We start from the raw sequence: 13226 nt of genomic DNA on the forward strand, positions 1-13226 counted from the left end.
ACTCTTCTCTCTCACGCCGGGGCACAGGCTGCCCGCGCAAGGAACTGAATCATGAAAAATATTGGCTTCTTATCTTTCGGTCACTGGACCCCTTCTTCACAGTCCGCCACCCGCTCTGCGCAGGATGTGCTGCTGCAGTCTATCGACCTGGCGGTCGCGGCTGAAGAGCTGGGCGCGGACGGCGCCTACTTCCGCGTGCACCACTTTGCGCGTCAGCTCAGCTCGCCGTTCCCGCTGCTGGCGGCGGTCGGCGCGCGCACCAGCAAAATTGAGATCGGCACCGGCGTGATCGATATGCGCTATGAGAATCCGCTCTACATGGCGGAAGACGCCGGCGCGGCGGACCTGATCAGCAACGGCCGCCTGCAGCTTGGCATCAGCCGCGGCTCGCCGGAGCAGGTGGTTGAAGGCTATCGCTACTTCGGCTATGCGCCGCAGGAGGGCGAAACCGACGCCGATATGGGCCGTCGCCACACGGAAGCGTTTTTAGAGGTGCTGCGCGGCGAAGGCTTCGCTAAGCCGAATCCGCAGCCGATGTTCCCGAACCCGCCGGGCCTGCTGCGCCTTGAGCCGTTCTCAGAGGGGCTGCGCGAGCGCATCTGGTGGGGATCCGGCTCCAACGCCACGGCGGAGTGGGCGGCAAAAATGGGCATGAACCTGCAAAGCTCGACGCTGAAAGATGACGAAACCGGCGAGCCGTTCCACGTGCAGCAGGCGAAGCAGATCCGCGCCTACCGCGAAGCCTGGAAAGCGGCGGGGCACAAGCGCGAGCCGCGCGTCTCGGTGAGCCGCAGCATTTTTGCGCTGGTGAACGATATGGACCGCGCCTACTTCGGTCGCAGCGGCCAGGAGCAGGATTCCGTTGGCTTCCTTGACGAGAAAACGCGCGCCATTTTCGGCCGCAGCTATGCGGCGGAGCCGGAGGCGTTGATCAAGCAGCTGGCGCAGGATGAGGCAATCGCCGAGGCGGACACGCTGCTGCTGACGGTGCCAAACCAGCTCGGCGTCGCCTATAACGCGCACGTGATCGAAGCGATTCTGAAATATGTCGCGCCGGAATTAGGCTGGCGCTAAACGTGAAAACGGCGGCCTCGGCCGCCGTTTTTTTTAGCCTGTCTGCTGCGCCAGCGCTTTTCGACCCTCTGCCGCGCCGGCGCAGAACAGTGCCGCCACCACTAGCGCCAGCACCGGCAGCATCGCCATGCGCAGCCCGGCGTGTTCGCCGATAAAGCCGAGTCCCGGCGGCCCCACCAGAAACGCCAGGTAGCCCAGCGTTGCCGCGATGGTGACGCGGATCGCGCTGTTGTGGCCGTCGCCCGCTGCTGACACCGTGAGCGGAAAGCCGAGCGCCGCGCCGACGCCCCAGAACAGCACGGCGGCCGCCGCCAGCCACGGATTATCGGAGAAAATCACCAGCAGCAGACCGAACGCGGCGGAGAAGGCGCTGACGCGCAGCATCCAGACGCGGCCGATGCGGTCCACCACATAGCCGCCGAGAAAGCGGCCCAGCGTCATGCCGGCGGTGAAGCCGGCGTAAACCAGCGTGCCCTGGGTGTGATTCAGGTTATGTCCGTCGATCATCAGCAGCGGCAGCCAGTCGTTGGCGGAGCCTTCCGCCAGCGCCATCGCCAGGATCACCACGCCGAGGATCAGCAGCTGGCGATCGCGCAGCTCATGGCGCACCTGCGCCAGAAAGCTGCCGCCGTGCGCCTGTTCGCTGCGCTCGCCGTCGCTGGTCGCAGGCAGATGGCGCAGCGCCACGGCGACAATCAGCAGGTTGGCCAGCAGCACCGCGGCAAAATGGGCGCTGGTGCTTATCGCCGTCGCGGTCATCAACAGGCCGGCCAGCGCGCCTGCCAGCGTCCCGAGGCTGAAGAAGCCGTGAATGGTGGTCATGATGGAGCGGCCCAGCGCCCGTTCGAACGCGGCGCCCTCAACGTTGATCACCACATCCATTAAGGCCGTGCCGCAGCCAAGCAGCAGCAGGCTGGCAAAAACGCCCCACGCGGTGGCGAACGCCAGTCCGAGCGCCATCAGCACCAGCCCGCTCAGCAGCAGCGCGATGCCGTAGCGCATTACGCGCCGCGTGCCGAGCTGGGCAATGAGCTTGCCAGCCAGCAGCACGCCGAGCATCGATCCGCAGGAGAAGCCGAACAGGATCATGCCCATCAGCTCGGTAGAGGCGTGCAGGGTGTCGCGCATAAACGGCGTGCGGCTGACCCAGGAGGCCCAGGTAAAGCCGGGAATAAACATCAGGCCGAAGATAGCCCACTTGCCACGGGATTGCTGTTGAGGCGTCATCACGACTCCTGTTTGTGGTACGGATGTACAGGAGAATAATCGAAAAATGGCGCGACGCGAGGGGCAGCACCGCCTTTATTCGGTCACCGGGCGACAGGCGGCGGCGCATACGGCCTGGTTGACGATCGGTGTCGGCGGCCACAAAGTCTGCCGAACAGGCGGGTTCTGTCTGGGCAGCGCGCCTGACTCCGGTTATGATCCTGGTGAACAGTTATCAGCCAGCGGCAGGGAGGCACTATCAGCAGCATCAGGATGACAACAGAGAGCCGGGGGCGCGGCCATGAAGCTTAACGCCCCGCGTCACGTCTTTCACTCCGCGCCGTTCCGCCATCTCTTTTTCGCCCGCACGCTGACGGTGCTGGGCAACAGCGTCGCGCCGGTGGCGCTCGCCTTCGCGGTGCTGGATATGGGCGGTTCCGCCGCCGATCTCGGCATGGTGGTGGCGGCGCGCTCGCTGTTCAACGTGCTGTTTTTGCTGTTCGGCGGCGTGCTGGCGGATCGCTACTCGCGCAATCGGGTGCTGCTGCTCTCTTCTGTGGTTGCCGCGCTTTCGCAGGGTTGCGTCGCCTGGCTGGTGCTGGAGGGCGCCGCGACGCTGACTGGCCTGGCGATGCTGAGCGCGGTTAACGGCGCGGCGGCGGGCATCGCGCTGCCCGCCTCGTCGGCGCTGGTGCCGCAAACCGTGCCGTTGCAAAAGCTGCGTCAGGCCAACGCCTTTATCCAGTCGGGCGTTTACGCCGGCACCATTATCGGCGCGTCGCTGGGCGGCATTCTCACCAGTACCCTGGGCGCAGGCTGGGGGCTGGCGGTGGACGCGTTCGGCTTCGCGCTGGCGGCGCCGCTCTACTACGCGGTGCGCACCGGCGCGCAGCCTGCGGATTCACACACTACGCTGTGGCAGGATCTGCGCGACGGCTGGAGAGAGTTTACCTCGCGCAGCTGGGTCTGGGCGGTGGTGGCGCAGTTCGCGGTGGTCAACGCCGCCTTTACCGGCATGGTGCTGGTGCTGGGACCGGTGATTGCCGACAGCGCCTTTGGTCGTGCCCGCTGGGGCATGATGATCGCGGCGCAAAGCGTCGGGCTGATTATCGGCTCCGGCATTGCGCTGCGCTGGCGGCCGCGCCGCGCGATGTTCACCGGCGTGATGCTGGTGGCGCTCTGCGCCTTTCCCATGCTGCTGCTGGCGGGCGGCGCATCGGCGGCCTGGCTGATGGTGGCGTTCTGCATCGCCGGCATGGGGTTCGGCCAGTTCGGCGTGATCTGGGCACAGGCGCTGCAAACCCATATTCCGCGCGACCGGCTGGCGCGGGTTTACGCTTACGACGCGATGGGGTCCTTTATCACGATCCCGCTCGGCGAACTGGCGGCGGGACCGCTGGCGATGCGCTTCGGCAACCAGACGGTGCTGCTGAGCTGCGCGGCGGCGGTGCTGGCGGCAACGCTGGCGGCCTGTCTGGTGCCGGGGATCCGGAGGTTAGTGCAGAGTGAGTAGCGAAGACAACAACCACAACTTTCAAACCGAAATGCTATTCCAGCGTTAACCTCTCTCTCAGCTCCTTCACCAGCGAAGCATCATCCAGCTCTGCGCTAATCTCATGACGAATAGCATGAATGAACTGTTCGCTACGCTCGCAGCTATAATGGTAGCCATGAGACAGCCAGTTCCAGCTTCCAAGAACGATGTAGCGGCCATCGATCATTATTACCTTTTCATGCGTCCCTTCCGTCAACCGGATAACATTTTCTTTTCCAAGCTTTTCTCGATACTCAGCAACCAGGGACTCATCATTATCTTCTGCACGATCCAGACGCTGATGATAGTAGCCGTAATAAACCTTCACCCTAATGCCACGCTGCTGTGCTGCTATCAGTTGCGCCAGTTCTGGCCTTTGATACTGGCTGCCTCCTCGGCGGATCCAGGGAGTAATAATAACCAGTTCCTGCTCACACCGGCTCGCCAGGGCACTGAATGCGGCGATATGTTCACAGTCGCGATAATAACGCTGTAGACGCGGAGTCTGGCTCAGGCTGGCAAAATTCGGATGCTGGCTACCCTGTTCAAGAAGAAAATCTTCAGCAACGCTGTCCGCAAGAATTTTTAGATATCCGCCTGCCTGACGCAGCCTGTGATGATTACCCACCACGATAAATTGCTGTTTAGCGCGGGAAACGGCAACGTTCAACATGTTCGGCGCGTCGTTTTGAAAAGCTGGCTTATCGAGAGGATGAAAAATTACCGGGCTATAAATTATGACCTCAAAGCCTACGCCCTGGAACTGATGTACTGTACCAATGCAGTTTTTGTGCCAGTGATTCATACGCTGGGCAAGGCGCTTAATCAATAATGACTTCTGATTGCTATAGGGCGTGACGATGCCAACATCGGCGGTCAAATCGTAACCGCATTCCTCCAGTTTATTAAGAAGCAGCTCAATAGCATCGACTTCATCTACATTGGTGTTGACCATATCGCCTTTCTGGCCCTCAACGCCGTAGAACATCAAATGATGGCCACCCGATTTCTCAAAGGCGCTGGCTATGCGTTCAGAAGGAGAGGCTGTTTCCACGCTAACGCCATGATAACCCGCCAGCCGGATAAAGAGGTCGGCAATCGGTTTCTGACACCGGCGATGCTCATCAAGGATAATGCCGTTGCCGGTATCATCTACCCGCCCGGAAGGTGTCCCTGCCGCACGATGCCAGCCGGTAACGCTAGCAGGTGAAACCCGCTCATATAAGGTATTGTTGCTGGCGAAATGACGTTCACGTAGCTGTTTTTGCAAATTTTCCGATAGATTTCTAATGGGCTCGATTTGCAAGGGATCGCCGACAATCATCGCTTTTTCGCTGCGGCTTAACAGCGGTACCATAGATTCGAGCGAGATCATGCCTGCCTCATCGCATAATGCCAGATGCCAGGGTTTATGCCCCTTAAGCTCTTCGAGCTTACGATAGCCTGCGACTTTCCAGGCGGAAACTAGCGTGGTTGCCATGACCGGATAGACCAGTGAGAGTGCGCGATAAAACTCATCCAGCTTATCCAGCCAGCGATAATAGCCCGCACTGGTGCGTCTGCTCATTAATGCTCGCCAGTGAGTCAGCACCTCTTCCAGTTCAATTTTACGCCTGAGTTGTTCCTGCCAGAGATAGCCGATAGCGGCTTCAAACATTTCCCGGTGTGGTCTGATGAAGCGTTTACGCAAAATATCGCACCAGCTACCTTCCGGATAATCCTGTTGATACGTTGCCATTAGCTGTTGCGCCCGGATAACCTGGCGCCATTGCTTCTGCATTTTTGCCACGTTACTACTCAGGGTCATGAGATCGGCTTCATATTGAGCTTCGGGTTCTGCATGCAGGAGCACCTCCAGTAATGCCAGATTATCTTCCTGATGTGCCAGCCTGTCTCCAGCATCAGCCAGTGCCGCCAACTCATGATGGGTCAGGGTAAAAAGACTGAAGTGCTGAAAGTCTTCTGGCGCAGCAAGGCTCATTTGCTGCAACCCTGACTGATATTTCCCTTTGAAAAAACGGACCAGGTAGCGCTTTATTCCTTTTCGCGGGTAGTCACGGTAATGAAGCTCCAGCGCCGGGCGTAGCGGTGAATTCATCCATCGCAGTATCTGGTCCAGGCTATGCGGCTGAGGCCAGGTCGCCTGCAACGTCTGGTAAAATCTGCCAGCCTGTTGACGCTGCGTTTTTATCGAGCGGATTTCCTGGAGGCGCTGCTCTAGCTGACAGGCTAAGGCGTCGAGGTCATTGGGATGATGTAGTGAGATGTCAATTCCGAGTAGCTGCGCGTGAGCCGCGAGCGAAGGAATATTATCCATAAAGCGCGGGGTAAGCTCTTCTGCATTGATGGTATGTAGCCCACAATCCGTAGCCGACTGTATCACGCTCACTTTTGCATTTAGATATGCCCGGTAACAGGCATCTAATTCGTTACGATGTCTGATTAAAACAGCTAAAAAATCGCGCTGTTGCTGTTCGTCATAGCTCTCCTGTCGCCAGCGACTGATAAGTCGTTCAAGCCTGGCAAGTTCATGCTGTACCTGATCGTTTGAACCGCTATGAAACCATAACCAGTCAAGATCCTGCGTGACCGGATCGGCACGCAGGTCATCAATGATATTTTCAACTGCTTTTATTGCTGTGGAAGTGACCAGCATTCCGAAATTCTGGTCTTTCCCGTCAGCGATCGACAGCGCTCGGGCAACCAGTTGTTGTGCTATAAGCGACTTGAACAGCGTGGTTTTCCCGGTACCAGGTGCGCCTTGAACAGCGATCAGACGTTCATCCTGATTAATAGCCTGAATGGCAGCCATCTGTCCATGACCTAACGGATAGTGTGTTTCAAACAAACCACCCGTCACCACATCGTAAATATCGGGCGCATTATCGTCATGGTGAATATGGTTGAGATACTGTTCCAGTAGGGGAAAATCACCGACTGCCATATTACAGAGCCAGGTAAAATCTTCCTCATCACGCTTAAGGTTGTAATCTTCATTATGCAGGGGAGCAACCAGGGCATTAAACGCCGTTTCAATTCCCTGAAATTTACGGTTTGAATGCTGAGTAACCCATAACAGAAGTGCCTCAAACGACTCAAGAAAAGTGTCATATTTACAGCCGGTGAGAGCGCTGACGATACTCATCATATGGCGATTTTCACCAAGCTCATCCAGCTGGATCCCAAAGATTTCACGAAAGGCAAAGGGGAACGCGCTTACAAGCTGTCCGTCTTTAACAGGAATCAGAAGTGAAGTTGTCTCTTGCTCAAAGAATGATTTTGGCAGGGGAAAAGAAAACAGCGGCAGGTATTTTACAATGGTTTTACCACGCTCCTGTTCAGTGCAGCGCAGCAGCGGAAACAGTAGATTGACAGGCTCAATATGAGTAATTTCACCCTTTTCGCCATATTTAACGAAACGCTTGCGCCAGTTTTCGCGCATTTCAGGCGACACACTAACGATTAAACCGCTCTGGTTTTCTGCACAATTATTTCCGCTAAGCATCAATTGTTGATATTCATGCACCTGGCTGGCTGATATTTTGCTTTTTTCCGCGCCACTGAATTTTACATAGTCATGCCACGCTGAGAGGATGTTCCTTGATGAGTTTTGCATCATGCTAAATAAACCTTAACCTGAGTATCTCCCTGATATTGATGGTGACAGAATAACATAGAGGTAATGTTTAAAGCCGCTAATTGTTCCCTCTAAAACGGCCAGAACATTCTAGTTACAACATATTATTAAATTTCGCTTCACCCTCAGAATTTCGCGCTGCGCTGTTATTAATGAAGCAGGGCAATGCAGAAACTTAAAACGGGAAAAGCAAAAAGCCCGCTCAGGTTTCCCTGAGCGGGCTTCTTAAATATGGCTCCTCTGACTGGACTCGAACCAGTGACATACGGATTAACAGTCCGCCGTTCTACCGACTGAACTACAGAGGAATCGCTTGAACGGGGCGCATATTATCGACCTGCATCGGCCATGTCAAAGCCCTTTTTCACAAAATTGTCCAACTGCTGAAATAAACGCCACAGGCGGCGCGCCCGGCGGAGCAGGCGCCCGGCGTATAATGAACCTTTTTTTCCTCTGTCCAGCGTAATGAAAAAATTTAGCTGGCGTCACGCGCCGTTCCAGGCCGCTAAAGCGCGCGGTTTCTGCCGCAAGATAAAGATTTCAAAGTCGCTCACACTTCTTATCTCTGCCGTTTGTTCGTGGATTTTTTGGAATGTATATTCCGTAAAAATCTCATTATGAAATAAGAGGGCGGTGGATGAACAGAGTCAGGATCGGCATGATCGGCAGCGGCTATATCGGACGCTGTCACGCTATCGCCTACGCGCAGGCGCCGACGGTCTTTGCCCTTAAAGGCGAAATCGTGCGCGAGATGCTGGCGGAGGTGAATCCGGCGCTAGCCCAGAAGCAGGCCGCCGCCTTTGGCTTCGCGCGTTCCACCGGCGACTGGCGCGAGCTGGTGCGCGATCCCGCCATCGACGTGGTGGATATCTGCGCGCCCAACTTTCTGCATAAAGAGATGGCGCTGGAGGCGATTCGCCACGGCAAACATGTCTACTCGGAAAAGCCGCTGTCGCTGTCGGTGGCCGATGCAGAGGAGATGGTGCAGGCGGCGCAGGCCGCTGGCGTCAAAACCTTGGTGGGCTTTAACTACATGAAGAACCCCACCAGCCAGCTGGCGAAAGAGATCATCGCGCGCGGCGAAATCGGCGAGGTGGTGCACTTCTACGGCACCCACAACGAAGATTATCTGGCGAAGCCGGAGACGCCGCTCGACTGGCACTGTCAGAAGGCGCTGGCGGGCCTCGGCGCGCTGGGGGATCTGGCGGCGCATATCGTCAATATGGCGCACTATCTGGTGGGCGATATCGAAGAGGTGAGCGGCGATATGATGACGGTGATCAAAACCCGTCCCGACGCAAAAGATGCGAGCCGTCAGCTGCCGGTGGAGAACGAAGACCAGGCCAGCGCGCTGCTGCGCTTTCGCAACGGCGCGCACGGCGTGATTGAGACCTCGCGCATCGCCTGCGGCAGCAAAATGGGGCTGACCTATGTGGTCACCGGCACCAAAGGCACGCTGCGTTATACTCAGGAGCGCATGGCAGAGCTGGAACTCTATCTGCACGACGACCCGGCGGGGCGCCAGGGCTTTAAAACCATCCTCACCGGGCCGGCGCATCCCGACTACGCCAACTTCTGCGTCTCGGCCGGGCACGGCATCGGCTTTAACGATCAAAAAACGGTGGAGATACGGGACTTAATCAACGGCATCGCGGCGGGCGATCGCCTGTGGCCCGATTTTGCCGAAGGGCTGCAGGTGCAGAAGGTGCTGGAGGCGATTGCGCTGTCGGCCGCTGAGCGGCGCTGGCAGGCGGTATAGCTGGAAAGGGCGCGCGACGCCGCGCGCCCCCATCATTATCCTGCGGCTTTCTCCCACCAGAGCTTATCCAGCGCATAGTAGCGGTCGCGTTCGCCTTCCGGCTGCTGCAAATCGCGCTTCCAGGGCTTCGCCAGAATAAAGTGCAGGTTCTTCACCTCACTCTCTTTCCACATGCGGCTGTGCTGGAACGGCAGGGTTTTCAGTGCGTTGTAGATATAGGAGAGCGGCAGCCAGCGTCCATGAAACGCCTCGTTCAGCAGATCCTGCTCCGAGAAGGGATACGCCTTGAGATCCACAATCGCGGCCACGCGGTCCGCCAGCTGCTCAAAGACCTTATTGTCCGGCGTCAGCACCAGAAACCCGCCGTTCAGGTAGTTATCCAGCAGAACAGGCGCCGGCTCGCCGCGATCCTGCCAGGTGTAGTGGCAGTTTTCCGGCTGCCAGCTGGCAGGATAGGAGGCGATCTGATTCGGGTTGCAGCGGCAGGCGTGACAGGCCGCCAGCAGGTTGTCGCCCAGATCGAGGGTAAACAGCTCATCCATGTTCTGCAGCACCAGCATATCGGCGTCAAGAAACACCACGCGTTCGCAGTCGGTGAGCTGCCAGGCGCGCAGCTTGGTCCAGACTTCGCCGAACTGCGCCGAGGCGTAGTGCTGCTCCAGCGCGCTATTGGGATAGATCGGATCGACAGGATGCACCACGCAGCCTTCCGCCTGCAGCGCTTCGCGATCCGCCAGCGGGATCGCCTCGGTGGTCATCACGATCAGCGGCCAGCGCGTGCCGCTCTGCTTCAGTGAACGGTGCAGCGCCTTCACGCCCACCAGATAATCGGGCTGCGTCAGCAGCGTAACCCATGCAAACATGGTTCTCTCCCTGTGAAAGTCAGTCAAAAAGCGCGGTCAGATAATCGTTGCTGAAGCGGCGCTGCGGATCCAGCTCGCGGCTCAGCGCGCGGAAATCATCCCAGTGCGGATAGACGTCGCGCCAGCTATAGCGGCTGGCGTCGTAATATTTGCCCCAGTGCGGTCGGCCGCCTTCTTCCGCCAGCAGCTTCTCCACTTCGGTCAGAAAGTGCAGGCCATCCTGCGACAGCGAACCGTCATCGGCGTAGTAGACCACAAAGCCAAAAAAGCAGGTCGGCTCGCCGTAGGCCGGGCTGAGCCAGGCCTCAGAGGCGCCGGTGCAGCGCAGAATGATCGGATAGTGCATATGCGGCCGGTTAGCGGCGTACCAGCGTTTGATTTTGCTGATTACCGCGGGCGTGCGCGACAGCGGCACGCCGATCTCGACGTTGATCTGCGGCACGGCGATGCCGCGGCAGAAAAGCTGATAGATATCGCCGGTGACGTCGGTAAAGTCGCGAAAGCGGGTCACGGTGCGGAACTGCTTGCCGCCTTTGCCGTGGATCTGGGTGTCACGGTGCATCTGCTCCAGCGTCTGGTCGATGGTGCTGTTCAGGCTATCGTCGCCCCGATCGTCATGCTTCACCACCTCGCGGCCGTTCGCCTGCCACTCGGCGCTTTCCTGCGCGCTGGCTTCACGGGCATTCCAGACGTGCATCAGATTGTCGTCGACGAACCACCAGGCCTTGCTGAGCGCATATTCCTGATTCCAGCGCAGCAGATCTTGCTCAAGGGTGTCCGCCGTCACGGCGTTTTTATGGCAGGTATAGATGCGGAAGGGCTGGGTGCGCAGCGTGACGGCGGTGACGATGCCGAGCGCGCCGAGCGTCACCTGCGCGGCGGGAAAGTCCGGCTCGCCGCGGGTGAATTCGCGCACGGAACCGTCGGCCAGCACCATGCGAATGCGCAGCGCCTCGTCCGCCAGCGAGCTTTGATGCAGCCCCTGGCCGTGGGTGCCGGTCGCCATCGCGCCCGCCAGCTTTTGCACCGCAATCACGCCTGGCGACGCGGCCAGCATGCGATCCATCGCGGTAAGCTGAATATAGAGGTCGTTAAGGGAGGTGCCCGCCGCCACGGTGACGCTCTCGGCGTCCTGCGCCAGCAGGCCCGTCAGGGCGCTGATATCCACCAGCACCTCATCCTCTTCGACCGCCAGCATGCGGCCCGGCGACAAACGGCTGCCCATCACGCGCACGCGGCCCTGGGTGCTGCGCAGCAGCTGCTGCAGCTCCGCTTCGCTGCGCGGTTGATGGAGCTGCTGGCGGCTGCCAACGCGGGCGTTTTGCGCCCAGTTCCACAGCGACGCGTCCTCGGCGCTGAGGGTGGTGTTGCGAAGGGGATAACGTTCGACGTCTCTGCTCACGACTGCGTTCCTGTGTTGAGGTCGGAAAATTTACGTCAGTTAAGCGTAGCCCATCACAGCGTTGTCGCTTCCCTTAAACCGATTTACGGATGTAGCGCAGCGTTGCCGTCACCGCCAGCTGGCGATTGCGGCGGATACTCTCCTCTTCGCTGTTGTCCGGACTAAAAAGCGCGTTGAAGGTGTAGCGGTTGGAGACGTGATGCACGCAGATGCTGCTGATCAGGCGGTGCACGTCGATGGTTTCCACCTCGCGGATAAAGATCCCCTGGCGCTGGCCGCGCGTCAGAATATCCTCCAGCACGTCGAGTGCGCTGCGGTTCAGCGCTTTGATACGCGGCGACTGGCTGATATAGCGGCCGCGCAGCAGGTTTTCGGTGCAGACCAGCCGCATAAAATCGGGATGAGAGACGTGATAGTCGAAGCTCGCCTCCACCAGCTTGCTCATCGCCAGCTCCGGCTCCATCGCGGCCAGGTTCAGGCCGGTCTCATGCTGACGAATCGCCTGATAGACCTGCTCCAGCACCTCGATATAGAGCTTCTCTTTGCTGCCGAAATGGTAGATCACCATGCGTTTGGTGGTCTGCGCGTTTTCGGCGATCTGCTCCAGCCGCGCGCCCTGCATGCCGTACTCGGCGAAGGTAGTCAGCGCGCCGGCGAGAATACGTTTTTTTAGCCCTTCAGGGTCGTTTTTGCGTTTGGGTGTGGTGTCGGACATAGCGCTCAGTAACAAGGAAAATCAAACCGGCATGGTATCACAGCGCGCCAGGGTCGTTTGGCGACGCGAGCGGCTGCGCGTTTATATTCATTTCAGGAATAGTATTCCTGTAAAAATCATAATGGGGATATAAGCAACTGCGTATACTGCGGCTATCTGCGGTGGCCGCAGTTAACGTTACTATCACTTTGGGGAAATAGTTATGCGCACATCCGGGGCTGTTGTCAAAAAAGGCTTTCTTTCACTTACCTCTGCCGCGCTGCTGGTGGCGGGCGTGGCGCTGGCGCCGTTCGCCTCAGCCTGGGCCGCCGACAAAACCACGGTAAAAGTCGGCATTATGAGCGGCGAAGATGAAGATGTCTGGCGCGAAGTGGTAAAGCAGGCGGCGGCGAAAGGGCTGACGGTCAAAACCGTGGTCTTCAACGACTATAACCAGCCGAACGAGGCGTTGCAGAACGGCGAAGTCGACGCCAACGCCTTCCAGCATCAGCCTTTCCTCAATAACCAGATCAAAGTTAATCACTACGACATCGTGCGCGTCGGCGATACGGCGGTGTGGCCGATCGGCCTCTATTCGAAAAAGGTGAAAGCCGCGGCGGATCTGAAAGCGGGCGCGGTGATCGGCGTGCCGAACGATCCCTCCAACGAAGCGCGCGGCCTGGTGCTGCTGGAGCAGCAGGGCGTGATCAAACTGCGTCCTGGCGCGGGCATTGCCGCCACCACGGCGAATATCACCGACAATCCGCGCCACGTGCAGATTAAAGAGCTGGACTCCGGCATTATCGGACGCTCGGTGCCCGATCTCGACGCTGCGGTGGTCAACACCGACTGGGCGCTGAAGAGCGGCCTGACCAAAACGGACCGCATCGCTCAGGAGCCGGTCAAAGACAACCCCTACAACAACTTTATCGCGGTGAAAAAAGAGAGCGTTGACGCGCCCTGGGTCAAAACCCTGGTTGCCTCCTATCAAAACGACGCAGTGAAAAAGGTGTTTGATCAGGTCTACAAAGGCACCGGCTTAACCGCCTGGTAAGGA

Annotated in this window: 9 protein-coding genes and 1 tRNA gene; 4 read left to right on the top strand and 6 right to left on the bottom strand. The window is 58.5% G+C overall.

All coding sequences use genetic code 11. The features are described from left to right. Positions 1-51 precede the first annotated feature (51 nt). Positions 52-1074 carry an LLM class flavin-dependent oxidoreductase gene (locus tag B2J69_RS13440; protein WP_081139971.1) on the top strand — a complete coding sequence of 341 codons (1023 nt, stop codon included), beginning with the start codon at positions 52-54 and terminating at the stop codon, positions 1072-1074. Positions 1075-1107: 33 nt separating this feature from the next. Here B2J69_RS13440 and B2J69_RS13445 read toward each other — a convergent pair whose 3' ends face one another. Then, positions 1108-2301 (bottom strand): MFS transporter, encoded by a 1194-nt coding sequence (locus B2J69_RS13445; RefSeq protein ID WP_081139973.1) that lies wholly within the window; start codon positions 2299-2301, stop codon positions 1108-1110. Between the two features lie 280 nt (positions 2302-2581). On the opposite strand from B2J69_RS13445, the gene B2J69_RS13450 reads away from it, so the two are divergent. Continuing rightward, positions 2582-3793, top strand: coding sequence for an MFS transporter (locus B2J69_RS13450; RefSeq protein ID WP_081139976.1), 1212 nt, complete (start codon positions 2582-2584; stop codon positions 3791-3793). A 34-nt stretch (positions 3794-3827) separates the two neighbouring features. Here B2J69_RS13450 and B2J69_RS13455 read toward each other — a convergent pair whose 3' ends face one another. Both B2J69_RS13455 and B2J69_RS13460 read right to left on the bottom strand, forming a co-directional pair. Beyond that, entirely contained in the window at positions 3828-7433 is a 3606-nt protein-coding gene (locus B2J69_RS13455) for an AAA domain-containing protein (RefSeq protein ID WP_236722730.1), read from the bottom strand. A gap of 250 nt (positions 7434-7683) precedes the next feature. Beyond that, a tRNA-Asn gene (locus B2J69_RS13460) sits at positions 7684-7759 on the bottom strand. A gap of 329 nt (positions 7760-8088) precedes the next feature. Between B2J69_RS13460 and B2J69_RS13465 the strand changes: the two genes are divergently transcribed. Next, positions 8089-9210 carry a Gfo/Idh/MocA family protein gene (locus B2J69_RS13465; protein ID WP_081139978.1) on the top strand — a complete coding sequence of 374 codons (1122 nt, stop codon included), beginning with the start codon at positions 8089-8091 and terminating at the stop codon, positions 9208-9210. Positions 9211-9245: 35 nt separating this feature from the next. Here the strand turns inward: B2J69_RS13465 and B2J69_RS13470 are convergent, their stop codons facing one another. From B2J69_RS13470 to B2J69_RS13480, 3 genes are all read right to left on the bottom strand, one after another. Further along, positions 9246-10073: a glycosyltransferase family 8 protein gene (locus B2J69_RS13470; protein WP_081139980.1), complete on the bottom strand. Its 828-nt coding sequence runs from the start codon at positions 10071-10073 to the stop codon at positions 9246-9248. A gap of 19 nt (positions 10074-10092) precedes the next feature. Then, positions 10093-11475, bottom strand: a complete 1383-nt coding sequence (locus tag B2J69_RS13475; protein WP_081139983.1) for a D-arabinono-1,4-lactone oxidase — start codon at positions 11473-11475, stop codon at positions 10093-10095. 73 nt (positions 11476-11548) lie between these two features. After that, positions 11549-12190 carry a TetR family transcriptional regulator gene (locus tag B2J69_RS13480; protein ID WP_081139985.1) on the bottom strand — a complete coding sequence of 214 codons (642 nt, stop codon included), beginning with the start codon at positions 12188-12190 and terminating at the stop codon, positions 11549-11551. A 202-nt stretch (positions 12191-12392) separates the two neighbouring features. Between B2J69_RS13480 and B2J69_RS13485 the strand changes: the two genes are divergently transcribed. Further along, positions 12393-13223 (top strand): MetQ/NlpA family ABC transporter substrate-binding protein, encoded by an 831-nt coding sequence (locus B2J69_RS13485; protein ID WP_081139988.1) that lies wholly within the window; start codon positions 12393-12395, stop codon positions 13221-13223. Positions 13224-13226 lie beyond the last annotated feature (3 nt).

The sequence above is a fragment of the Pantoea latae genome (genome assembly GCF_002077695.1).
Lineage (GTDB): Bacteria > Pseudomonadota > Gammaproteobacteria > Enterobacterales > Enterobacteriaceae > Pantoea > Pantoea latae.

What these genes read in the sequence shown, in the direction of transcription:
- B2J69_RS13445 (WP_081139973.1), bottom strand. Translation starts at nt 2,301, where the DNA reads ATGACGCCTCAACAGCAATCCCGTGGCAAGTGGGCTATCTTCGGCCTG.
- B2J69_RS13455 (WP_236722730.1), bottom strand. Translation starts at nt 7,433, where the DNA reads ATGATGCAAAACTCATCAAGGAACATCCTCTCAGCGTGGCATGACTAT.
- B2J69_RS13465 (WP_081139978.1), top strand. Translation starts at nt 8,089, where the DNA reads ATGAACAGAGTCAGGATCGGCATGATCGGCAGCGGCTATATCGGACGC.
- B2J69_RS13440 (WP_081139971.1), top strand. Translation starts at nt 52, where the DNA reads ATGAAAAATATTGGCTTCTTATCTTTCGGTCACTGGACCCCTTCTTCA.
- B2J69_RS13450 (WP_081139976.1), top strand. Translation starts at nt 2,582, where the DNA reads ATGAAGCTTAACGCCCCGCGTCACGTCTTTCACTCCGCGCCGTTCCGC.
- B2J69_RS13485 (WP_081139988.1), top strand. Translation starts at nt 12,393, where the DNA reads ATGCGCACATCCGGGGCTGTTGTCAAAAAAGGCTTTCTTTCACTTACC.
- B2J69_RS13470 (WP_081139980.1), bottom strand. Translation starts at nt 10,073, where the DNA reads ATGTTTGCATGGGTTACGCTGCTGACGCAGCCCGATTATCTGGTGGGC.
- B2J69_RS13480 (WP_081139985.1), bottom strand. Translation starts at nt 12,190, where the DNA reads ATGTCCGACACCACACCCAAACGCAAAAACGACCCTGAAGGGCTAAAA.